Here is a 23609-nt window from a genome sequence, read left to right on the forward strand (position 1 = left end):
CCCCATTCTTATTATGGCTGTCATTCCATTTTAAACTTAGTATATAGGATTAATATGCTTAACTCTATTACTAACCTGCGAAATGCTCTTTCACCTAAAAAGACACCCGCAAGGGTGCCTTTTCATGCTCACTATCTGATCTCGTACCAGTTCCTCAGACCTGACGCCATAGCGCGGCCAAATTACTCTACCTTACCGCCTTCAACTACCAGCTCGTCAGTATAGCCTTCTCCATAGACCTCATTCAATGTATCGTTATAGGCCTGATGAATGAATTGCTCTTTACCAATGGTTTCAAGCTCTGTATTGATCCAGTTCAGCAGCTCCGTGTTGCCTTTGGCTACTGCCGGGGCAATCGTATCCTGTCCGCCAAACGCCGGGATGCTTACCGTGAAGCCGGGATTGGACTTCGCCCAGGCGATCAGCTCGGTGTTATCGTTGGCAATCGCTGCACCGCGTCCGTCTTTGAGTGCTGCAAAGATCTCTGTGTACTGGTCAAATTTCAGCAGCTCAATGTCCGGGTACTCTTTGGTGAAGTAAGTTTCTGCAGTGGTTCCTTTGGCAACGATAAGCTTCTGGCCTTTCTCCTTCAGCTGGTCAATCGAAGTAACCGGTGCACTGTCAGGGGATACGATCCCGAAGGACAGCTTCATATACGGATTGGCAAAATCCACTTTTTCTTTTCTTTCATCCGTTACGGTGAAGTTAGCCATAATGATATCTACTTTATTGGATTCCAGATAAGCGACGCGGCTGGCCGCATCTACCAGAACGAATTCCGCCTTGGATTCATCCCCGAGCAGGTCCTTGGCGAATCTTTTGGCGATATAGACGTCGAAGCCCTGATTCTTTCCGTCAGCATCCACATATCCAAATGGCGGTTTATCCGCAAAAACACCAATCCGGACCTTGCCGTCCTTCTTCAGCTGTTCAATAGAAGCAAACTTGGATGAGGCCGATCCTGCACTATTATTCTTGTTATCCGAATTACTGCAAGCGGTTAAGCCCGCCAGCAATAAACCCGCTGCCATAAATGATACTGCCCATTTCATCCCTTTTCTCATTCCTCTTCATCCCCTGTTTTCTATGATTTTTAATACTGAAATATATCCAGAAAGTGCTGTGCACGCTCTGTCGCTGGTTGGGTGAAAAATTGCTGCGGCTCCGCGATCTCACAAATGCTGCCCTGATCCATAAATACGATCCGGTCACCTACAGACTTGGCAAAGCCCATTTCATGGGTCACGATAATCATCGTCATGCCCTGTTCGGCAAGCCCCAGAATAACATCCAGCACTTCACGCACCATTTCAGGATCAAGCGAAGCCGTTACTTCATCGAATAACATGATCTCGGGGTTCATACATAACGCGCGTACAATCGCGATCCGCTGCTTCTGTCCTCCGGACAGCTGCCGGGGATAAGCATCCTTGCGGTCCAGCAGCCCGACCCGGCCCAGCAGCTGCTCTGCCTGCTGCCGCGCTTCTTTCGGTTCTCTCTTTTGCACCTTGAGAGGTCCGAGCAGAATGTTGTCCAGCACCGTCATATGCGGGAACAGCTCATAATTCTGAAACACCATCCCGATGCGCTGCCTGACTTCACGCCAATTCACCTGCGGCCCGGCCAGATCCTGGCCATGGTAGCTGATTCTTCCGCCCTGCACGGGCTCCAGCCCGTTAAGACATCGCAGGAGCGTGCTTTTTCCGCAGCCGGACGGGCCGAGAATAACTGTTACTTCCCCTTTAACTACCTGCAGATCAATGCCGCTTAGAACCAGCCGTTCTCCGAAGCTTTTCTGCAATCCTTCTACCTCCAGCAACAGTTCGCCGGTATTTATCATGATTATCGTTCCTTCCTAACGGCTAATTCTGCCATCTGCGTTCCACTCTCCGGGAAATACGGGATAACGGGAAACATACGGCAAAGTACAGGATAAAGATGAAGCCATACACCCAAAACGAAGCGTTTGGCGCTTTGATGACCCCAAGCTCAATGATCTGCTGCCCGATCTTCACAACCTCTATCACTCCAATCAGCACAACGAGCGAGGTGGTCTTGATCATCCGTGTCGCCAGGTTAATTGCGCCAGGCACCATTCTGCGGATAGCCTGAGGGATAAGAATATACCGGTACAGCTGCCCCCGGCTGAGTCCCAGCGCTGCACCCGATTCCTCCTGATGCTTCGGCATGGACTGCAGCGCCCCCCGCACAATGTCGCCAATCTCGGCCGCTCCCCACAGGCTGAACACGAGAATGGAAGTCGTCTCACCGCTAATGTCGATATTTAATAGAGGCGTGAAGCTGAAATGCACAACGTAGAGCCAGACCAGAATCGGTATAATCCGGAAAGCCTCCAGATACAACCGTAGCAATGCCTGCAGCGGCTTCACATTCAGCGTCCGGAGCAGCCCCATCACTATGCCCAGCACCGTCCCGATCACAATGGAAACAAACGAAATTTCAATGGTAACCAGCAGACCGCCGAGCAGACGCTCGAAGTTCGAGCCTTCAAACAGTACCTCAATCCCCGAATTCTGCATATCTTACCTTCCTTTCCAGCCAGCTCAGCACAACCGACAGAGGAAGCACCAGAATGAGATAAGCGGCCACCAGCAGCAGCAGGGATTCTGCTGTTTTGTAATGCATGCCGATCAGATCCTTCGCCACATTCATCAGATCCATTAAGGCGATTGCTCCGACAATGGAGGTCTCCTTGAGCAGAAAAATCACATTCGCTCCCAGTGAAGGAATGCTGATGGCAAAGGCCTGCGGAAGAATAACATATCTGGCGAGCTGGGTCCGGGATAATCCGATACTAAGTCCCGACTCCACCTGTGTCCTGCTTACAGCTTCCATTCCGCCGCGGAAAGCCTCGGTCATATAACTGCCTCCCAGGAAGGTCAGCCCGACAATGGCACAGGTGACCTCGCTCATCCGAAGGCCGACCTTAGGCAAGCCATAGTATAGGAAGAACAGCTGTACCAGCAGCGGGGTATTCCTCGACAGCTCGATATAAGCTTGAATAATGAAGCTGATGCCCTTCACTTTGTAATACAGGATAACGCTGAATCCCAGCACCAGCGAGAACAGAATGGCCCAGAAGGCCAGCTTCAAGGTCAGCCACATCGCGTCACCATACAGCGGCAGGCTCTCGGCGATAAACTCCCAATCCAAATTCATAACCATTCACAACCCTTTGTCTGTAAATAAAATCCCCCATGAATGCAGATAAAACTAACTATTCAAATGTGAAAACCCCACTTTATAGGCGGCTTAAGACGCCTTTGGATTTTTGTGAGCAACGATGATTGCCCTATGTACAATTCTGCCAAACTATTTAAAATTCTTACAAAAACCTCACATACTGTGGTAATCATCTTATTCACATAATGCCTACTTGTCAACTATGTTTTCTTAATTTTCACTCTTTTCCGCGTCATGGTACAATACAGAGAAACGTTAGAAGGTGCCGCTCTTGTTCCATCCTACTGTATTTGACAATATTAAAATCGCTTTTGAGAACCAGATCTACGACTATGATAATCTGGATGGAATCCTTGTCGTGACGGACCGGTCGGATTTGCTGAACCTCGCGCTGATGTCACGGGAGTTCAGTCTCTCTTTCAAATTGACTGAAGGCAATAATGTAACCTCCGAAATTATGCTGCAATCTTCGGTGAAGGATCTGGGCGACGAAATTATGGAAACACCGGGGAGTGATCCCGGTTGCACTCTTCTATTACGCTTTTATATGGAGATTGACGATGTGAATGTGCAGTGTCCAGCGGCGGAGAAGATTCTGTCTACGATCTGGGGGCCGGATTTCCAGCCTGTCCAGTCCCTCAGCTTCCGCTACGGCCAGGAAGGCGATACGTACAATAACTGCATAGAACTGCAGTTCAAGCGACAAATCACTGAAGAACAGATGGAAGATATTCCGAACCTTCTGAAGTTCCTGCTGCAAAGCGCCGGGGAACTGGAGGAGGTATAATTCTTAAGGCGGGGTGAACTGCATATGAATTTTCTGCCTCCTGCAAGGACGGGCCGCTGGCTCTGGTGGTATGTCAGTTATGCGCTGATTGTGTGGCTGCTGCTGATTCTGCACCGGTTCGTGCTGCTCGGCGAGAGTTTCGATCTTCTGATCTTACTTCGCTGGGCTGCTCTTTCTATCGTGCTCTCCGGTATTATTAACAGCTTCGGCTGGTATGGCGCCCGGCTGGTGTGGATATTCTCGACCGCAGGCGTTGTGCTCGGGATCAGCCTGATGTTCATTTACACTTCCCGCGATATGTCAGGCTGGGAGGATCTTGCGGGCTTTCTGTCTTTTCTCCTGTTCACGGCGGGTGGTTTCGTCCTTGGTTTGCTTGTGGAAGGCAGCCGGCTGCTTGTTCAATATTTGCGCAGACGCTGATGCCTTCTGCTGGCCGGACTCTACCCTTATACAGGATTACAAGAGGAGCTGATGACCCTGATGTCCAATTCCTTGCTGACCAAAAATGCGCTCGCCCGCTCCCTGAAAGAGCTGATGGCACATATTCCGCTGAACAAAATCTCCGTCAGGCATCTGGTGGACGACTGCGGAGTGAACCGGCAGACCTTTTATTATCATTTTCAGGATATCTTTGACCTCCTGGGCTGGATCTACAAGACTGAGGCGGTCGAGAGTATTGCCCAGTACCGCAGCTACAGCACGTGGACGGACGGATTTCACCGGATTTTCTGCTATATCGAGAGCAATAAAGCCTTCTGCTGCAACACGCTGGACTCACTGGGACGGACACATCTCGATGCCTACTTGTATGAAGTAACTAATGATCTGATCATGGGAGTCATTAACGAGCTGGCCGCCGGGATGGATATCAGGCTGGAGGATAAGCAATTTATCGCTAACTTCTACACGCTGGCCTTCACCGGGCTTGTGATTCAGTGGATGCGCGACGGTATGAAGGATCAGCCGAAGCATATGATTGAGAAGCTCAGCGTGCTGATCGAAGGAAATTTCCTCAAAGCGCTGCATAAATATGAACAGGCGATGCCGTAACCCTCCGGGTTGCGGCTTTTTTAATGAAATAATATGTTTTGGGGTTATTTTCCTGTCCAAAAACTATACACTTTGCTCCATATGACCAAATTTCATACACTCGCGGACTTTTGATGATACCTTCCACAGCGGCGCTATATTACACTCGGTTCAGGTACAGCAATCAAGCAAACCTATGGAGGCGACAATCAGTGAAAAAAGAGTACGGTAACGAGCAGGTGTATTTTGTCGGAGGCGGAATTGCATCACTTGCGGGTGCGGCATACCTCGTCAGAGACTGTGGTTTTCCCGGACAGAACATTCACATTATTGAAGAGATGAAGATCCTCGGCGGCAGCAATGACGGCTCAGGCAGTGAGGAGCACGGCTATGTAATCCGCGGCGGCCGGATGCTGAACGACGAAACCTATGAGAACCTATGGGAACTTCTAAATACGATTCCATCGATTGACCAGCCGGGGCTGACGCTGCGGGAAGAAATCACACAGTTCGATGATGCCAATCCAACCCGCTCCAAGGCGCGCCTGGTGGACAGCAAGGGTGAGATTCAGGATGTCAATTCGATGGGCTTCGATATGGCTGACCGCCTGGCCCTGGGCAAACTGATCATTACTCCGGAGGCCAAAATGGGCAAAGCGCGGATTAACGACTGGTTCGGACCGCATTTCTTCACCACCAACTTCTGGTATATGTGGGCGACTACCTTCGCCTTCCAGCCTTGGCATAGTGCGGTTGAGCTGAAACGCTATATGATCCGCTTCATTCATGAATTCCCGAGAATTCAGACGCTCGAAGGCGTAACCCGCACCCCTTACAATCAATATGACTCGATTATTCTGCCGCTGCACCAGTATCTGGAGCCGTTTGGCGTAGATTTCACGTTAAAATGTACGGTAACCGATCTGGAATTCAAAGAAGGCGACGGCATTACCGTTACGAAAATGAAGGTCTCCCGTCAAGGCGTGGAAGACGTGATAGAGATTAATGAAGGCGACCGTGTGATTATCACCAACGGCTCGATGACCGAAGGCTCCAGCCTCGGCTCGATGACCTCGGCGCCGCGCCTGAACGGCAAGGGCAGCTCCTGGAAGCTGTGGGAGAATATCGCCGCCAAGAAGCCGGGTCTCGGCAATCCTTCGTCCTTCGACGATCATGTGGACGAGTCCAAGTGGGAATCCTTCACGGTTACCTTCCAGGACTCGAGGTTCTTCGACCTGATGGAAGACTTCACCCGCAACCGGGCCGGCACCGGCGCACTCGTGACCTTCAAGGACTCCAGCTGGCTGATGTCCGTTGTATTGGCCTTCCAGCCGCATTTCCGCAACCAGCCGGAGCATGTCAAGGTATTCTGGGGTTACGGACTGTATCCGGACAAGGTCGGCGATTATGTCCACAAGAAAATGTGCGACTGTACCGGCGAAGAGATCATGCAGGAGCTGATTGGCCATCTGCATTTCGAGGCGCATAAGGAAGAGATCATGGCTACTGCCAATTGCATTCCTTGCATGATGCCGTACATTACGTCCCAGTTCATGCCAAGACTGAACAGCGACCGGCCGCAGGTTGTGCCTGAAGGCTCCACCAACCTGGCCTTTGTCGGCCAATACTGCGAAATCCCGGACGATGTGGTTTTCACGGAAGAATATTCCGTCCGTGCAGCCCGAATCGCTGTCTACACCCTGTTCGGCATTAACCGTCCGGTCGAGCCGATTAAGGAATACCAGCATGATGTGCGCACGCTGTTATCGAGCCTTGTAACTTCGTTCAGATAGTACTGTTATAGGCCCGGAATAAGTAAACGAAATACCCCGCTGCATGGAGAGAATCCATACAGCGGGGTATTTGTGTGCGAGTCTGCCTAAGCGGAATCAGATGCTGCAGGAGCCATCATCACAGCCGTCAGCATCTTCTGCCTTGGACTGCGGCTTGCCGACTACCTGGAGCACAGGAGTATTCTGCTCTTCGGCCCATACGGTGTCCAGGACTTCGGTGAATACCGGACCCGGCTGCGCGCCGGACACCGCGTATTTGTTGTTGAAGACGAAGAACGGCACGCCGGTGATATTCAGCAGCCGGGCCGCATCAATATCTGCATTCACCTGATCAGCATAAGCGTCTCTCTCCAGCACCGCAGCCGTTTCAGCCTGATCCAAGCCGACTTCAGCGGCCAGCTCAGCCAGTACCTTGCGGTCACCGAGATTCAGCGAGTCGGTGAAATACGCTCGCAGCAGCCGTTCGGTCATTTGCGGGGCTTTACCCTTTGTAGCCGCGTAATGGCTTAAGCGGTGACCGTCGAACGTATTGGTCGACTGGACTGTATCAAAGTTGAACTCAAGACCCACACCCTGCGCTTGTTCGGCAAGCTGTGCGTTCGTAGCTTTAGCCTTGTCACGGGTCATGCCGTATTTGGCAGCCAGAATATCGTGAATATCTCTCGTTTCGTCGGTGCGCGCATTCGGATCCAGCTGGAAGCTGCGGAACACGACCTCCACTTTGTCACGGTCCGGGAACTGGCTCAGGGCGTGCTCCAGCCGTCTTTTGCCGATATAGCAGAACGGGCAGGCATAATCGGACCATATATCTATTCTCATGGGAATTCCTCCTGAAATGTATTGGATGCAACGCTGTACTACAATCGACGAGTCTTACATGTCACTTACTATTATATAGTTAAAAACCGAAAATTACAAACAAACTTTCTGCCGGGATACAGATGGCGTTGTTCCGGTGCTTATGGATCATTACATTGACTAATTGGTGATTAGACGGCAGGTGAATTCCATATCAAGTCCGCAGATGTATTTAGGGAGGCGTTCCATTGTTCAGAGAGGATTCCGGGGTGATCATCCGCAGATTGGATGCTTGCTTATAGCGGGTCTGTTTATATATGCGGCAGCTATCCCAAAATAATCGCCCCGTTCCGCAACAAGCTGCTGTATGCCTGTATAGCCTCTATCGGCCTCTATGCAGGTATACAGCAGCTATAGGCTTCTATGTAGTCGCAGAGCATGGGATCTGCAACGGGTTCGCCAATTAGAGGAGTGACCATCCGCCGTATTCCGGCAGCCGCGGCCTCAGTCACAACGGCACAACAATAAGACAGCGGTCTACAAGGGAGACGTTAACTCCGGAGCATACCCGTCACCGAAGAGCGGTGCGGACGGATCAAGCCCTAAGCTCTCCTGAAGCAGATTGTAGAGTCTGGCTCCGATAATCTCTTCCGAATAATCAGAGCGGACGATCTGCAGCGCTGCTGCCCCCATCTCCCGGCACATATCAGGATTGCCGAGCAGCTGATCCAGGGATGCAGCTAGTTTAGCCGGGTCAAGCCCCTCAGCGAGCAGTCCGCTCTCCCCGTGGCGTACCAGACCTCTGACCCCCATCACATTAAAAGCAACGGTGGGAAGACCGCAGGCCCCGGCTTCCAGGATAACCAGCGGCAAACCTTCATAACGCGAAGGCAGCACAAACAGCTCTGAGACGCTGTAATAGCTGGCCAGCATATCCTTGTTGCGGATTGTACCGAGCATGATGAAGCGGTCCTCCAGCCCCTTGGTCCGGATCAGATCCTTCAGACTCTGTTCATCCGGACCGCCGCCGGCAACCAATATTCTAAGGTCAGGGTGCTGCTTCAGCTGCTCCATGGCCTGCACCAGCAGTGAATGGCCCTTCTGATGCTCAAACAGCCGTCCAACGGTAATGATATATCTGCAGCCGGGGTCCAGCCCCAATGCGGCTATCGCCTCATCCTTATCCCGCCGGTAAAAGATCGCCGAATTCACGAAATTCGGCAGCAGCCGGATCCGCCCCTCCAGATGCGGAAAGTGGCGCACCATGCTGTTCTGCTCATCTTCGTTAAGCGTAGTCATGAATGCTGCCTTATGAAGCGTATGCTTCTTGATCGGCAGAATCCACTTATGGATGCTGCCCCCGTGGTAAGCGGCAATGATCGGGATGCTCAGCTTCTTCGCAGCGGCAGCCAGCCGCTCAAAGCGTCCGGAAGCATATTCCTGGGCATAGATCAGGCTGATTCCGTCTCCCCGCAGAATATCACACAGGTCTCTCTGAATCGTGGATATATATTGTGATACGAATTTGCCGATCGGTGTCCGGTGGGACAAGGGAATGACGGAATACCATTTATACAGCATGCCCACCGGGATAAACTTAATCGTACAATCCACGATTCCGTGCTGATAGGTGCGGACCTCACTCCCAACCCTGGTGAAATTATAGATGGTCGTGCGGATCCCCTTGGTTTGCAGAAGACGCGCATAGTCGAAAGAAAAATCGTTATGATACGAATGTACATATTCCTCTTCACTGAGACCCAGACCCTTTACGAAGAAATCTTCAAAGTAATTGGTATGCATAAAGATCCCGACATGCATAACGTCCCCTCCTAAAAGTTTTGTTAGCGTTGCTTCTTCAGATGATACTTCGTACAAAACCTGCTTCGGAAGCATCCGCTTAGGTTTTGAAAGCATATACATTCTGAAATTAATTCTATTATAAGCGCAACTGTACTAAATAAAAGTAAACCAAAGTGGTATATACGGCCTACAAAAGGGGGAGTAAAATTAGATCAACACGTACTTTCGGTGCATTGTAATCTAAAATTAATGCGGACAGTCTAGGACGTCCCGGGAGGAGTCAGCGGTATGCATGATCTGTCTATAGTAATTCCTACACGCAACCGGATCAGCGATCTGACCCTGTGCATTGAATCCATCGGCAGGCAGACAGAGCTGGAGGATGTTTCAATTGAACTGCTGATTGTGGATGACGGCGAGATTGAGGAGAAAGTGCTGGAGTATTTCCGCAAGGTACTGGGGCGTATGCCTCAAGCCGAGCTGCGCTATTACCGCAAAACCAAACCCGGCGTCTGGCTCTCCCGCTATGAAGCCCTGGGGCTTATCGACGGTGAGATTCTACTCAGCTTCGATGACGATGCCGAGCTGGATGATCCGCTCTACATCCGCCGGATGCTGGATACCTACGCTTCGGACCCGTCCATTGCCGGAGTAGGCGGCATCGCCAAGGGCCTCTCCAGCAGCAGGTCCGGCAAACTGCTCGGCAGGCTGACCTGCCAGATGTCGGCTTCACCCGGCAGGCTGTCGGCAAGCACACTGGCAGGCTCCCTGCTGCTGTGGGGGGAGACCGAGAATATTTTTGAGACGGATTTCTTCCATGGCTGCAATATGTCCTTCCGGACGTCTGCGCTTCAGGATATGAAACCTTACCCCTGGATGACCAGCTACGCGGTGGCTGACGATATCTATATGTGCCATCTGGCCAGCAGATACGGCAAGCTTGTCATCAATCCGGAGATGAAGATTATGCATCATGAATCGCCCAGCTCCCGCGACAAGGCAGGCCGGGTGGCACGTGCTACTGCAGTGAATCATTATTATTTGCTTAATCTGCGCAAGGCACCGGTGAAGAATTATGCCGCATTGCTGTGGACACTGACCTATTTAACCGGCAAAGCTACCCTCAAGCGGAATTTCAATGCCGTCTCGGGCTATGCCAGCGGAATTCTCTTCGTACTGAACCCCCGCAAGGATAAATACAGGGAATTTATGCTGGACTAGCAGCGCCAGATTCAACCTATATAGATTGAACTTGTATTTTTTCTATTATGGGATTGCCGTGACTCCAGAGGATGTTTGGCCCTCCGGCCGCTGCCCGTCTGCCGATTTCTTGAATTTAACCCGCTGTTCGCGGTGGAAATCCGCAGACAAAGGCGGACCCTGTCGCTCCTACAGTTCCAAAATTCTCCTCCGCCACTACTGAAGGTTAGCGGTGACCGGATTACAGTGATCGGATTACGGTATCCGGCATGCTTAATTGCACTTTATACAACTAAATCGTCTAATTCACACCCCATTCTCCGTTTAGTTGTATTTCGTACAATTAAAATGCCGGTTGTAGAGGGTTCTGTCCGATTTGGGCGGATTTAGTTGTACAGACTGCAGTTATAAGACGGAAGCAACCCTTTTCGCAGGTTTTAATTGTACATAATACAACTATCCTGAATTTCCACTTGGACTGAATACATAAGTTGCTGCATTGTTTGAATGAACTCACTTCTTTAGTCCTGTTGTGTGCTGGTTCTTAAACCATCAGGCAGTATAACCGAAGCCCAGTACCGTGAAGCATTTGTCCTTATCTTCCTTCGCCATGCGGATCTCAATGACATGCTCCTGACTCTGCTCATTCTGGTACAGAATGACCGGATTACAGTGCGTCCAGCTGTTCACATGCGGGTCAGCAGTCAGCACAAGGCTGCCATCGACGAAGATATCTGCTCTGCCAAACTCAGGGCTGCCCGAATCCTTGTATACGAGGATCAGATTGCTGCTGGTGAGGGTCAGCCTGAAGCTCTCCTCACCGGATGCTGCTGTATGCAGCCAGTTATGCGGAAATTCCGGGGTGCCGAAGGGATCGGCATCCAGCTCTACCCGCTGCAAATCCGTGTCGGTTGCCCCGAAGCCGCCAGCTTCCACCCCGACATCGCTGAGATCTGGCAGGCTTTTGCGGTCAAGCAGCCGTATATTCGCGTAATCATTTCCGAGGACCGGTCGTTTAGCGGTTGTAATATCCTCTTCGTCCCGGAGCGACCGGCAGGTCTCGGAGAATAAATAACCCAGACAGTCCGCCATTACCCGGTGTCCGTCATTAGCAGGATGATAAATATCGTAGAAAAATTGCCGTTTCGATATGACGTTCCCCTCAGTCTTGCTCAGACGGAACTGTCCGGTTACCGCATCTTTGATGCTGACCATCGGGAGGTTATAGTGCCTGCCCACAGGAGCGAGCCGTTCCTGAAGGTTCCAGTCGTTCACAAACACACTGAACAGCAGAATCACGGCGGGCCGGGCCGGGTCAGACAGGATTTTTAGACAAAGGCTCTCGAAGCAATTGCCCTTCGTTTCATCACCCTCGTCATTCACTGCAAATTCCACCACCACGATGTCCGGCGTTACCGCACCCTCCCGCAGAATATCTCTTTCATAACGGATTACTCCAAGCTCAGAAGGCGTCCCGCCTACTCCGGCTTTCACATAATGGATATTCTCTCCACCGTCCTTACCGAACTGCTCCTTGAACTGCAAATAAGACTGATAGGCATAACATCCGGTGTGGATCGGCTTAGCCCCTGCACCTTGGGTGATGGACCCTCCAATATAAGCAATGGTGACATCCTCCCCCTTGATTGCCTTGTCTATAGCTGTTCTGAGCCGGTAATTATTGCCCGAATGCAGCAGAGACTTAGCAATCATTGCGCGGTATTCCAGCGAACCGAAGGCAACCGGAGCTTCCATTGTAGCTTCTGGCGCAGTATAGCCGTCATTCAGATAGAAAATAATACTCGCCGTTGCCAGCTCTCCTTCACGGCTAAATTCAAAAGCGAATTTGCCGGGACTTACATCGTCCCCGGACCACACGGCTTCCTCCAGCTTCAGCAATACCTCCGTCCCGTCCCCCGGACAGGGGACACGCAGCTGCGTTCCTGTCTCATACTTGCTGCTTCTGCCCCAGTTCTGCATAAGAAAGGAGACCTTTCCCCCTTCACTGCCGGTCCCGGTCTTCACGGACACCCCGATGCTATGCACCAGCTCACGGAACCCGGCCCAGGTTGTCAGAAGCGCCAGCATCCCCTCATCCGTAATCCCGCCTATGTATCTTGCCTTATCCGTCAGATAATTGCCTTCCAGATACACTTCCTGGGATGGACTGCCCTCCGCTCTGGCTGTCGCCTCGATCGCTGTTTCGAACATGACGAAGAAGCCGCTTCTTCTCTCCTCCGGATCTTTGGGGGCCGCCGGACCTTCCAATCTGCCGCCGGTAAAATCATTGTTATTGCCCTTCACTTGGATCAGCTCGCTTTCCGGTATATATGAAGACGCTCTCATTATAGACGGGAGGCGGACTACGCTCAACCGGGAAAGGCGGACTTTGTTAAGTTATTACAATAATTCTCTAATTTGTCCACCATACTATAGTAAAATCCCTGTAGAAATGAACAGGATCATATGCTCTTTAATCCGGTTTTTGTCCAGCGGCTCATGGGATTTGTTCCATTCCGTGGTGAGCGCCAGGTACATTCGCAGAATCATAAATGCCGCAACACTGGAATCACAGGGCTTCACTTCACCGCTGCCGATGGCTTCCTCAATCTGCTGTCTCAAGAAATCCAGCGCGTATGCCTCCATCCGCTTAACACCTTCCAGCGCCTGGGCTGTTCCGATGTCCCGCACCTCCTGGGCGAGCTTCACAAATAGCTCATGATCAGACCGGAATTCCAGAATAGAATCCAGCAGATTAAGCAAATTATGCACAAAGGTCGTTTGTTCTGCCGCTACACGGTTCATCACCGACATTAACTCCTGCGAAGCCTTGTCCAGAATTTCCTCAAACAGCTCTTCTTTGGTTTTGAAAAAAGTATAGATCGTGCCTTTGCCCACATTGGCGATTCTGGATACCTGATCCATAGTCGTAGCTTTATAGCCAAATTGTACAAAGGACAGGGTCGCTGCCTGCAGGATCAACGCCTTGCGGTCAATGGACATAGGTAAAACTCCCTTCTTCCTGTACGACCATAAATTGACTGAATTTAATTTTTGGTCACTAAGTCACAAATCAATTTACCATGTCCCCGGGAAGAAGACAACTTTTTGATAAAAGTTTCAATCCGCTTCCGTTCTGCAAGCTGCTCTTCTGCACAAAATGTCATGAAATTAGTATCCCTTGCCATTCTTTCTGGGGTATGATAATAAAGATGTGATCAAGAAACTAACTTTATGGATGGTGGAATATGTTTAAGAACAAGAAATCCGGCGTTATTCTGGCCGCTCTCGTCATTGTTATCGTCGCAGCTGTGGGCATCTGGCTCTTGGTGGGCAACAATGGAAAAGACAGCACAACTACTGAAACTCCCGGCGGTGCAACGGTCACGAAAGATGGCGATACGAAGTCCCTGGAACAGACGTTTTATATTTATGATACGGTCGTGAATATCAAGGTCTTCGGTGATACTGTAGAGCAGAAGAATATGGATGATATTCAGGCGATGCTAGAACGGATGGACATCGAGTTCAGCCGCACCAAGGAGAACGGGGAATTATACGCTGTGAATCAGGCAGCCGGTAAAGAAGCCGTAGCCGTATCCGACGAAACGCTGGATATCGTGAAGCTTTCCCTCAAATATGCCGAAGAAATGGACGGGCTATATGATCCGACTGTTGGACCGCTCGTTGACCTCTGGGCAATCGGTGAAGGCGGAGAGCATGTTCCCGATCAGGCAGCGATTGATAAAGCCCGCAGCCTGACCAATTACAAGGATGTTATTGTGGATGATGCCGCGAAGACGGTGAAGCTGGCCAAAGAAGGCATGGTGCTGGACATGGGCGGGATCGGCAAAGGGTATGCCGCTGACCGGATCGCCGACTATCTCAAGGCGCAAGGCCTGGATAGTGCGATGATCAATCTCGGCGGCAGCAGTATTATTGCACTTGGCAACAAGCCGAACGGCTCGCCGTGGAATATCGGCCTGCAGGACCCCGATCAGAGCCGCGGTACCCAGCTGGGTACCATCAAAATCTCGGACGAGGTTATCGACGCATCCGGGGTGTACGAGCGCTTCTTCATGCAGGACGGGGTGCGCTACCATCATATTCTAGACCCGCGGACGGGCTTCCCGTCCCAGAACGGGCTGAAGAGCATTACCATTATGAGTCCGAACGCAACAGATGCGGATGCCTTGTCAACCGGTGTATTCCTGATGGGTCTCGAAGACGGCATGAAGTATCTTGAAGCGCTCCCGGAGAAGGTCGATGCCTTCTTCATCACAGACGACAACAAGATTTATGCCACCTCTTCGCTGAGAGAACGGCTGAATCTGACCGATCCTACGTACAGCTTCGCTAATTAATACCGCGCAGTGATGGATGTACAGCATCATATGCAAGCAGAAAAGGTGCCTTCCTTTGGGGAGGGCACCTTTTTTGTCATACCAGCGGCAGCTCACTGAACTCCTTATAATTGGTGAAAATATAGCTTGGCGTGTGATCTCCACCCGGCTGCCGGCCGCGCGGGTTGTACCAGCATACCTTCCAGCCTGCCGCAAGCGCACCAACCACATCGTTAGCCCATGTATCGCCTACATAGAGGCTGTTCTCAGGTGCAGTTCCCGTCATCTTATTGACATGGGCGAAGATGGCCGGGTCGGGCTTAGCCAGACCGACAGCATCCGAGATGAAGATCATCTCCTGCGGAATGATCTTATCTATACCCAGCCCGCGCAGCTTGCCCATCTGGTGCTCCAGCGGGCCGTTGGTGATAATGCCTACCGGATGCCCCAGGCTAATAAAGCGCTGAAGCTGCTCCGCCACGCCTTCGATCATCCCGATCGTGTACTGGCGGGCAATATAGGAGGCCTGAACTCTGGCTGCCTGCTCCCGGTTCAAGGGCAGGCCATATTCGGCAAAAGCCAGCTCCAGCCGCATCACCCGGGTCTCCTCCAGCTCAAGCTCCCCGCGCAGATATTTCGGCCATAGTAAATCACTATGATGCCTGACGGTGTAGAACAGCTCCGCATAATCCAGCTTGTCTTCGTCTGGCGCCAGCACCTCGCGCACCGCTTCCCGGAAAGGCACCAAATGGTCGTACAACGTATCATCCAGATCAAAAAACACGGCCAGCTTATTGCTTGTCTCCACGTAAACTCCCCTAACTATATCTTTAGAAATATAAATGATAAGTGAAAAAGCTCTCGTCCCGGATGTAGCCTTGGGCTTCATACAGACGCTGTGCGCCGGTATTATGCGTCAGCGTTGAAAGCGTCAGTCCCTTCGCACCAGTACCCTGCGCAAATCCGCGCACGCCTTCAAGCAGCAGTGAGCCAAGTCCATGCCCGCGCTGCTCCTCCGTCACAAACAGATCGTTCAGAATCCATACGGGCTGAACTGTAATGGAGGAGAAGGAAGGGTACAACTGTGCCATTCCATACGTCCGCTTGTCCGCACCCTCACCGGCAACAGCCATAAAAATCACAGACTCCTCATTGGACAGTCTCGCCTTCAGAAATTCCCGCGCAGCTTCCATGTCAGAGACTTGGCCGTAATAGCTGCGGTATTCATCAAACAGCGGAGCGAGCTCCTCCACATCCTCAAGACCTGCCCGTTCAAAACGAAAATTCAACATGGCTCTCCCCTCCTTCTACCAGCTTCCTTTATTCCTTGGAGTCATAAAAGACATGACGGGCTGTGATCTTGCCGTCTTCAATGTCCATCAGTCCGAAGGAATACTGCTTCTCCCGGCGTTTGTCTGTAGGCGAGCCTGGGTTGAACAGCAGAATACCGTTCTCCCGGCGCATCAGCGGCTGATGGGAATGGCCGAAGAGAATACAGTCCACCTCCTGGCCTTCAAAGGCCAGCAGCGCATTTCCATCTGTCCCTTTACGGGAATACGGCGCATGTCCGTGAATCATTCCTATACGCATGCCCTCCAGCGTAACGATCTTGATCTCACCGAAGCGCTGAATAATCTCGGCGCCATCGTTATTGCCGGCGATTCCCTCCACCGGAGCAAGCCGGGCCAGCATATCATAAATCTCCAGCGCTACCCAATCCCCGAGATGCAGGATGATATCCACATGGCGGAATTCTTCCGTAAGCGCCCGGGGTAAACCCTTTGCCGTCCGTGACAAATGCGTATCCGATACTACTCCAATCTTCATCTGCTTCAGCTCCTAATTCACATAATCACCTTAGAGATATCCTGGTAGATTCCATGCAAATATTCATATGATCCATAATGAACCCGAGGGACAGGTAGTAAAAAAGCTGAGAAGCGCTGTAAACTGCGATTCTCAGCTTTTCACCTTAACATACTCAAGTTTACGTACTTATAATTGTACGGTTTGGCGAACTTAGAAGCAAGCCGTGCCCGGCCTAAGCCTCATTCCCGCCAATTCCAGAGCCGGACTTCACCCACCCGCATATAGCTGACCCAGGAAGCCTCGCGCAGCTTCAGCAGTTCCTTGACCGGCCCTGTAGCAACGGCTCCATAGATCTGAACTCCGTGCTCCTGAAGATAGGAGAGCGAAGTATCCAGTTCAATAAACGGCGCTGCCTTCCTGGCCAGTGACTGATGCTTTTGCAGCAGCTTAAGCGTTTTGATGAAGTTGGCATCACGCAGTGCCCCATCCCCATAGGGTTCAACAGAAGGCGATACGCTGCTGTAGGAGGAGACCGAGCTGAACCAGCCTGTTTTTTGGGTGGTGACCTCTGATTTCAGCATATCATCGTCATGCCAGATGGGCTGATAGGGGAAACCTAGCGGAGAAGTAACCACCTCATCGTGGGTAGACGGACCCGTATCTGCTCCGAACCACACAGGCAGGATATTCAGCGGCTCAAACTCCTTGAGCAGCTCCTCCGTGGTGTATAAGTGGTCGAACGACAGATAAGCTTCGGCAACCGTACCCTCGGGAAGCTTATCCAGCTTGTTCCACTCATCACTGTTATCCCCGCTGCTGACGGAACCATCTGCTGACGGATAGTAGAAAATGTAATTACCTGCATTCCGGTCATCCATCCAGTTGAACACTCCGGGATAGGATAGCCCCAGGAGAAAGGTCTGGTTGTAATTACCCATCTGAACCTTCTCCCCGCCTACCTGCTTCAGCAGTTTACCGGTCAGATTCATCCGGAAGACCGATTTCGCATTGCTGGAAAGATATGTGGTTGTGTTGGGCCGGGTCACGGCAATCGCCGAGGATACAACATCACTATAGGTCTCACCACGGTTCCCGGTGTTGTAGAATACTATAGTAATAATATTACTGATGATCATGAAGACAATGAAGGCCGCAAATACAGTAAGGGTGTTCACGAGCCGCGCCTTCCATTTGCCGCGGCGGATAATTTTCTTCTCCCGCTTTTCCGCTTTTTTCTTTACCTTCTTGAGTCCCGGAGAATCGCTGCCGGCCGGGTCCGCCTTGGTCCACCGTCCGCTGGTCTGCTCTTCCCGCTCCATTTGCTCCTCCAGATACAGCTGATAAGCCTCCAGCTTCGCAAGTTCACTCTCCAGCGCCTCCCGCTCTTCCTCCGGAAGTGTTCCCTCACTGTATTTCCTCAGCTGTTCTTTGAACTCCTCACTCATGCTCATTCCTCCTCCGGTCCGCCTCACGCAGCTTCTGCCTGGCGCGGAATACCAGTATCTTGTATTGGGACAAACCTACGTTCATGATGCCAGCAGCTTCCTTGTAGGTCAGCCCATGATAATCATGCAGCAGCAGCGCATGGCGCTGCCCCTCCGGCAGACGGCTGAGTGCCAGTGCTGTCTCTTCCCAGCGTTCCTGACGCAGCAAAGTCCCCTCCGTGGTTTCGGGATGGGGCAGCCCGCTGAAAAACCCGTCTTCCTTGGACACACTCCGCTTTTCCTTGCGCTTGTAATCCACGAAGGCATTGTAAGCCACGCGGAACAGCCACGGCTTAATCCGCTCTTCCCGGCAATCCTCCAGATACAGATACGCCCGGTAAAAGGTCTCCTGCATCAAATCTTCGGCCGCATGGTGGTCATGGCAGAGGGAGCGCAGATAGCGGTAGATGTCCGCCACATAATTCTCATATAGATCATCCAGCGAATTCGGCTCCATCTCCTCCCCCCTTAATCCATCCACGTATGAGAATGCCAAAAGTTACACTTCTGTATGAAAATTCCCCGTATCCGCGCCGTTGTTGAGGGGACAGAGGGGAAGCTAAGTTTGTTAACGGACAGCAGCACGCTTATTTGCGGATTTTTGTCGGTAGTGTCAAGAAGTTTTGCTTACAGTTCGGAGTGCTGCGGATGATCTAAGTGGAATTAGTACATCTAATTTAGCGTCAAAGGTACATTTTATTAAAAGCAATTGGAAAAACAACACTTAATCGGTCCGATTTCAGCTAAATCCAGGTGGGTCGGTGGATTAAGTGGACTTTTTCCAACTGCTTACTCTCAACTCTCCGTTCTGGCAGAATTAAGTGCCTTTTTTCCAACTATGTCCGCTGTCCCCGGTAGCCACTAAATAAATAAGGAGTAAGCTTCGCTTCTCCAAACCTATAAACTCTTATCCCCCAGGAAAAAGGGAGCCTCACGGCTCCCCAAATCTTCCCTTTACAGTCGCTTCTCTCTTACTTAATAAAATCCGATACTGGACGAAGCATCCTTCATCCATTCCCGTTTGCGCCCTTTGTCCAGTTCGCCGCGCATGCCGCGCACCAGCGACTCGACATCAGCCGTGCCATTCTCATGCCATTCCAGTGCCGCACTGACATACAGCTCGCCAAGCTGGGTCAGGGAGAAATCTCCTGTCAGGCGCGCAGCGGTGGCCGTACCTTCTTCACCTGCGAAGGCGGAGAACCCGCGCAGCTGCAGATATTCGAGGCGCAGCGCCTCATTTGGCATCTTGATCTCATAAGCCCGGTCGAAGCGCCCGGCGCGGTTCATGAGGCCCGGGTCGATTTTCTCCGGATAATTGGTGGTGCCGATCAGGAAGATGCCTTCCTTCGAAGTGGCCCCGTCCAGCGTGTTGAGGAAAAAGGAGCGGACCTCCTGCGGCATGGAATCGATGTCCTCAATCACCAGTACCATCGGCGCCAGCCGGGCCGCAGCCTCGAACACCTCATTCACTGACTCACTGCTCGTATATTCGGTAATCTGCCAGTAGATCACAGGTCCCGGTACACTTCCGGCGATCGATTTGACGAGCGTAGTCTTACCGTTGCCCGGATGGCCGTAGAGCAGAATGCCCCGCTTGTACGGGATATCGTAAGTGACGTAGAAGCTGCGGTCCGAATCAAAAAACTGGTCGAGCGAACGGTAGATTTCTTTCTTGATCCCCGCGTCCAGCACGACCTCCTCACGCCCGACAGAGCGGGTGATGGGTTCATCCTCACGGAAGATTCCGTTACGCCGGTCAGTGAACACCGTCACCTTATTAATGTTCTGCTCCCGCTGCCGGGTGCGCACATTGGCCAGGAAGAATTGCAGCTGCGCGTCAGATGCCGCGAACACATAGTCCTGAAAGTTGATGCCGTTCTCCTGGAACACAGGCACCCGCGCCAGAGCAATGCCCATGGCAGGATACGCCAGCACATTATTGCGGATCGAGAGATGGATATTGTACTCCGGCTGCTCTTTATCATCGTCGTACACAAACGTCCTGTCCTCCAGGCGGTCAAAAATCCGCGCCACATGCTCCACCCCGGCATTCCCGCTCTGCACATCATTCTCCAGCAGCTTCCAGTATTCACTGTTGGGGTCATCGCTCGCATACAGCTCATAACGGACGCCGTAGCGGCTGTAGAGCGCTTCAAGTATGCCGTCAACCAGGCGTGCGTACACATCGTAACCTTTGATGATTCCGGCTCTGTCTTCATCGTATTCGTAGATTACAGTAGGTTTCTTAATCTCCTGCTCCATCCTATTTCGTCCCCTTTATCGCTGCGAGCGGCTTGCATTTGGCTACAACAGCAGCCAGGCCGGCGCCCGTAACGCTTTCTATAATCTCATCTACATTCTTATAGGCCTGGGGAGATTCGTCAATGATAGATTCCAGGGAATGCTGATTCACTACAATCTCGTCTGCCGTCCCCACCTTCATCGACCGGGAGAATTCATGGACAGATACCAGCCGCTTCGTTGCCGAGCGGGAGCGGATGCGTCCGGCTCCATGGCAGATCGAATAATAATTCTCTTCTCCTCCGGGCTGGCCGACCATGATGTAGGAAGCGGTGCCCATCGAGCCGGGAATCAGCGCCGGATGCCCGGTTGCCGCATAAGCCCGCGGATTATCCGCATGGTCTGCAGGCAGGGCGCGTGTCGCCCCTTTGCGGTGAACAAACTTGGTGCCTGAGGAGGTTTCCTCTTCCCACGCATAATTGTGCATCAGATCGTAGAGGGTGCGCAGCTCGCATTTCGTGCCGAAGACGTCACGGAAGCCCTCACGTACACCATAAGCGATCAGATGGCGGTTCACCACCGCATAGTTCAGCGCCGAGTACATCAGATTAACATAGCGCTGAGCCTGCGGATGTGACAGGGGCGCATAGATCAGGCGCGGGTCAGCGCTGCCCAGTCCAAGCTGGCCCATGACCTTGGCGAAGGCCGGGGTACAGAACTGATTGACCATGCCTCCCCAGGCCCGGGAGCCGGAGTGGATCATCACGGCAATCTGCCCGTCTCTCAGGCCCCACGCTTCAGCCACCTCCCGCTGCTCCTCGGCGATTTCAATCGCCTGGATCTCAACGAAATGGTTGCCGCCGCCAAGGGTGCCGAGCTGGCGGTGACCCCGGTGCCAGGCCATATCCGGCAGCTCTTTCAGAATCTCGTCATCGAAGGCAAGCTTGCTGATCTCCACATGGGACAGTGCGCTTGATTTCTTCGGAGTGTAGCTGTCCGGAACATATTTGCTGGGCAGGCCGTGCAGTCCCTTGCGCACGATATTCTCCAGCCGGATATCGCTGTAATGGCCGCGCTGCTGAGCCTCCATGGGCAGATACTTCTCAATTGCCCGGACCAGCTTCCGGCGCAGCTTCACTTCACGCAGATCATCCATATGCAGATTGGTCAGATGTACACGCATGCCGCAGCCGATATCGCTGCCTACAATGGACGGCGATACATAACCTGACGCGGCATCCCAGACCGCGGTAGTCCCGATGCAGGTTCCGACGCCTACATGTACATCAGGAGTGTAGCTCATATATTCAATATTTGGAATCTGCAGATTGTTGTTAGCCATTTCCAGGACCTTATAATCAAGTGAGCCAAACAATTGCTCACTTGCATATACTTTGAGGTCGCCGCCCGGAAGGGCTACCTCATGTTTGTAGCGGGATATCTCCCCCGCCTGCTGCTTCATGCTATTCATAAATGTTTTCATTTCCTCTCAGGTTGGTAAGATAAATTCCAGTTTTGTGGTACGCAAAAAGAGCCGCAGATCAGTTCTGATCATGCGGCTCCCGGAGCGCTGGGTGCAGCTTCGAATTCAAGCTGGGACACCCATATGCAGTTGTGACATAATAAGCACGCTGCGCATTATGTCTTCCGGACGAAGGCGATGAGATCAGATAGTTCATATGCGGTTGTAATTTGACTATGCGGCGTTCTCAAACCATTTGTTCCAATCATGACCCATCGGCCTCCCTTCTCTAAATGATAAACCCAATAATATATGGCGCTGCTGCAGATTGTCAACCCTGAATTTGGTAAAGTTTGTTTTATTTAAATTTCGACCAGTCCTGATTGCTGTTCTCCAGCAGGTGGCCGAAATCATTCTCCAGACGTTTCTGCTCTGCCTTGCGTTTGTCCTCCGCTTCCTTGAGGGCGGCGTCTTTCTTGCCTTGCTCTTCGGCTTTGAGCGCATCGGACTGCGCCTTCAGCTTGTCCAGCACCTCGCGGCTGAGCAGGTCTTTGAGTGTTGCCGGAGCATCGGCCGCAGCAGGGCGCGGAGCCGGAGTTATCTTCTTCTTTTTAGCCAAGGGAATCATCCTTTCAAGTAGTGCAAATAGTTCAAATTTGTTTTAGTTATAGGTCTTTTCGTTTATAATGTACAGTAAGAGGTGAGCCTAATGAAATCCACAGAGTTATGTCCAAGGTTACAAAAAAGCATGGATATTATCGGCAGACGTTGGACGGGCTTAATCATCTATCAGCTTCTGCAAGGTCCCCAGCGCTTCGGCGCCATTGAAGCTTCGCTGCCCGTCAGCGGCAGGCTTTTGTCCGAGCGGCTGAAGGAACTGGAGCAGGAGGGTATCGTCCTGCGCGAGGTTTTTCCCGAAACACCTGTAAGAATCCAGTATTCGTTAACTGACAAGGGCCGGGCCCTGGAATCCGTCATCCGTGATTTGCAGGTATGGTCGGAAGACTGGATTACGGAAGAAGAATGCCGGTCTGCTTCAGCCGCTCCTCCGCAATAAGTTTCACACACTGTTTCTGCGAAAGCCTTATATAAATTTACAGCTTGCGGCCTACGATAACAAGGTCACGCGGAATGCCGTCCAGCACGGCGACACCCGGCAGCAGGCCCCATTGTCCGAAACCAAACTTCCGCAGCAGTGCAAGGCTTGGCTCATTATGGCCAAACACAAAGCCGACCAGGTTCTGCAGACCAAGACGCGGACATTCTTCAAGCGCCTTGGTCAGCAGGATACTTCCGGCGCCGCTGCCGCGGAATTTTTCACTTACATAGACGCTGATCTCTGCCGTTCCATTATAGGCCGGACGCCCGTAGAATGACTGGAAGCTGAACCAGGCCGCAATTTCGCCGCCTTGCCGCAGAATCCAGAGCGGACGGTGATGGCTGTTATGCTCATGGAACCACTTCACTCTATCCTCCACGGCTACCGGCGTAAGATCCGCTGTTACCATTCTTCCGGCAACCGTCGTGTTATAAATCTCCACAATCGCTCCCAAATCCTCAATTGCTGCATCCTCTATGCTGTTCACTTGCCAATCCATCTGTTATTCCTCCTAAAAGTTGTATGTGATATGTGAACAACATTTCCCTCATCCTACG

The 23609-nt window shown here is 51.9% G+C and carries 23 protein-coding genes and 1 pseudogene; 7 read left to right on the top strand and 17 right to left on the bottom strand.

Annotated elements, in window-relative coordinates; all coding sequences use genetic code 11:
- Nucleotides 1–182: 182 nt before the first annotated feature.
- The 4 genes from NSQ73_RS25515 to NSQ73_RS25530 are packed head-to-tail and all read right to left on the bottom strand — an operon-like array spanning nt 183 to nt 3180.
- Nucleotides 183–1064: a transporter substrate-binding domain-containing protein gene (locus NSQ73_RS25515; RefSeq protein ID WP_340988642.1), complete on the bottom strand. Its 882-nt coding sequence runs from the start codon at nt 1062–1064 to the stop codon at nt 183–185.
- A 29-nt stretch (nt 1065–1093) separates the two neighbouring features.
- Complete coding sequence (locus tag NSQ73_RS25520) at nt 1094–1840, bottom strand: amino acid ABC transporter ATP-binding protein (protein WP_340988643.1); 747 nt, start codon at nt 1838–1840, stop codon at nt 1094–1096.
- A 22-nt stretch (nt 1841–1862) separates the two neighbouring features.
- Entirely contained in the window at nt 1863–2540 is a 678-nt protein-coding gene (locus NSQ73_RS25525) for an amino acid ABC transporter permease (protein WP_039299894.1), read from the bottom strand.
- Nucleotides 2521–3180, bottom strand: a complete 660-nt coding sequence (locus tag NSQ73_RS25530) for an amino acid ABC transporter permease (RefSeq protein ID WP_340988645.1) — start codon at nt 3178–3180, stop codon at nt 2521–2523. Before NSQ73_RS25530 ends, NSQ73_RS25525 begins: the two co-directional genes overlap by 20 nt.
- A 286-nt stretch (nt 3181–3466) precedes the next feature.
- On the opposite strand from NSQ73_RS25530, the gene NSQ73_RS25535 reads away from it, so the two are divergent.
- The 4 genes and pseudogenes from NSQ73_RS25535 to NSQ73_RS25550 form a co-directional block, all read left to right on the top strand.
- Entirely contained in the window at nt 3467–3991 is a 525-nt protein-coding gene (locus tag NSQ73_RS25535; RefSeq protein WP_340988647.1) for a hypothetical protein, read from the top strand.
- A 24-nt stretch (nt 3992–4015) separates the two neighbouring features.
- Nucleotides 4016–4411, top strand: a complete 396-nt coding sequence (locus tag NSQ73_RS25540) for a hypothetical protein (protein ID WP_171717636.1) — start codon at nt 4016–4018, stop codon at nt 4409–4411.
- Between the two features lie 60 nt (nt 4412–4471).
- Nucleotides 4472–5041, top strand: coding sequence for a TetR-like C-terminal domain-containing protein (locus NSQ73_RS25545; RefSeq protein WP_042140838.1), 570 nt, complete (start codon nt 4472–4474; stop codon nt 5039–5041).
- 182 nt (nt 5042–5223) lie between these two features.
- Nucleotides 5224–6813: pseudogene (locus NSQ73_RS25550) on the top strand (oleate hydratase); the annotation flags it as partial.
- 96 nt (nt 6814–6909) lie between these two features.
- Here NSQ73_RS25550 and NSQ73_RS25555 read toward each other — a convergent pair.
- A complete protein-coding gene (locus NSQ73_RS25555; RefSeq protein ID WP_340988651.1) occupies nt 6910–7632 on the bottom strand; it encodes a DsbA family oxidoreductase in 723 nt (240 codons plus the stop codon).
- A gap of 516 nt (nt 7633–8148) precedes the next feature.
- The gene (locus tag NSQ73_RS25560) at nt 8149–9432 is read right to left on the bottom strand and encodes a glycosyltransferase family 4 protein (protein WP_340988653.1); all 1284 of its coding nucleotides are present in this window, start codon (nt 9430–9432) and stop codon (nt 8149–8151) included.
- A 270-nt stretch (nt 9433–9702) separates the two neighbouring features.
- Between NSQ73_RS25560 and NSQ73_RS25565 the strand changes: the two genes are divergently transcribed.
- Nucleotides 9703–10635, top strand: a complete 933-nt coding sequence (locus tag NSQ73_RS25565) for a glycosyltransferase family 2 protein (RefSeq protein ID WP_076242430.1) — start codon at nt 9703–9705, stop codon at nt 10633–10635.
- Between the two features lie 531 nt (nt 10636–11166).
- On the opposite strand, the gene NSQ73_RS25570 is transcribed toward NSQ73_RS25565, so the two are convergent.
- Nucleotides 11167–12825 (bottom strand): SGNH/GDSL hydrolase family protein, encoded by a 1659-nt coding sequence (locus NSQ73_RS25570; RefSeq protein WP_445669684.1) that lies wholly within the window; start codon nt 12823–12825, stop codon nt 11167–11169.
- Nucleotides 12826–13044: 219 nt separating this feature from the next.
- Nucleotides 13045–13617 (bottom strand): TetR/AcrR family transcriptional regulator, encoded by a 573-nt coding sequence (locus tag NSQ73_RS25575; RefSeq protein ID WP_039299874.1) that lies wholly within the window; start codon nt 13615–13617, stop codon nt 13045–13047.
- Between the two features lie 245 nt (nt 13618–13862).
- Here NSQ73_RS25575 and NSQ73_RS25580 point away from each other — a divergent pair, with 245 nt between their 5' ends.
- Entirely contained in the window at nt 13863–14978 is a 1116-nt protein-coding gene (locus NSQ73_RS25580) for an FAD:protein FMN transferase (RefSeq protein ID WP_340988656.1), read from the top strand.
- 76 nt (nt 14979–15054) lie between these two features.
- Here NSQ73_RS25580 and NSQ73_RS25585 read toward each other — a convergent pair whose 3' ends face one another.
- The 8 genes from NSQ73_RS25585 to NSQ73_RS25620 all read right to left on the bottom strand — a co-directional run bounded on the left by NSQ73_RS25585 (nt 15055) and on the right by NSQ73_RS25620 (nt 22572).
- Nucleotides 15055–15765: an HAD family hydrolase gene (locus NSQ73_RS25585; RefSeq protein WP_340988658.1), complete on the bottom strand. Its 711-nt coding sequence runs from the start codon at nt 15763–15765 to the stop codon at nt 15055–15057.
- 22 nt (nt 15766–15787) lie between these two features.
- Complete coding sequence (locus NSQ73_RS25590; RefSeq protein WP_340988660.1) at nt 15788–16249, bottom strand: GNAT family N-acetyltransferase; 462 nt, start codon at nt 16247–16249, stop codon at nt 15788–15790.
- Between the two features lie 28 nt (nt 16250–16277).
- Entirely contained in the window at nt 16278–16784 is a 507-nt protein-coding gene (locus tag NSQ73_RS25595; protein WP_340988662.1) for a metallophosphoesterase family protein, read from the bottom strand.
- A 221-nt stretch (nt 16785–17005) separates the two neighbouring features.
- The gene (locus NSQ73_RS25600) at nt 17006–18211 is read right to left on the bottom strand and encodes an anti-sigma factor (RefSeq protein ID WP_340988663.1); all 1206 of its coding nucleotides are present in this window, start codon (nt 18209–18211) and stop codon (nt 17006–17008) included.
- Nucleotides 18204–18707 (bottom strand): sigma-70 family RNA polymerase sigma factor, encoded by a 504-nt coding sequence (locus tag NSQ73_RS25605; protein ID WP_340988665.1) that lies wholly within the window; start codon nt 18705–18707, stop codon nt 18204–18206. The genes NSQ73_RS25600 and NSQ73_RS25605 overlap by 8 nt, the downstream gene beginning before the upstream one ends.
- Nucleotides 18708–19225: 518 nt before the next feature.
- Entirely contained in the window at nt 19226–20512 is a 1287-nt protein-coding gene (locus tag NSQ73_RS25610; RefSeq protein ID WP_042134433.1) for an ATP-binding protein, read from the bottom strand.
- A gap of 1 nt (nt 20513) precedes the next feature.
- Nucleotides 20514–21962 (bottom strand): RtcB family protein, encoded by a 1449-nt coding sequence (locus tag NSQ73_RS25615; RefSeq protein WP_340988667.1) that lies wholly within the window; start codon nt 21960–21962, stop codon nt 20514–20516.
- Nucleotides 21963–22311: 349 nt separating this feature from the next.
- A complete protein-coding gene (locus NSQ73_RS25620) occupies nt 22312–22572 on the bottom strand; it encodes a YqkE family protein (RefSeq protein ID WP_076242414.1) in 261 nt (86 codons plus the stop codon).
- Nucleotides 22573–22662: 90 nt separating this feature from the next.
- On the opposite strand from NSQ73_RS25620, the gene NSQ73_RS25625 reads away from it, so the two are divergent.
- The gene (locus NSQ73_RS25625; protein ID WP_039299846.1) at nt 22663–23010 is read left to right on the top strand and encodes a winged helix-turn-helix transcriptional regulator; all 348 of its coding nucleotides are present in this window, start codon (nt 22663–22665) and stop codon (nt 23008–23010) included.
- Between the two features lie 37 nt (nt 23011–23047).
- Here NSQ73_RS25625 and NSQ73_RS25630 read toward each other — a convergent pair whose 3' ends face one another.
- Complete coding sequence (locus NSQ73_RS25630; RefSeq protein ID WP_340988669.1) at nt 23048–23551, bottom strand: GNAT family N-acetyltransferase; 504 nt, start codon at nt 23549–23551, stop codon at nt 23048–23050.
- Nucleotides 23552–23609: the final 58 nt, after the last annotated feature.

Origin of the sequence: Paenibacillus sp. FSL R10-2736 (assembly GCF_038000245.1) — a bacterium.
Lineage (GTDB): Bacteria > Bacillota > Bacilli > Paenibacillales > Paenibacillaceae > Paenibacillus_AQ > Paenibacillus_AQ phytohabitans.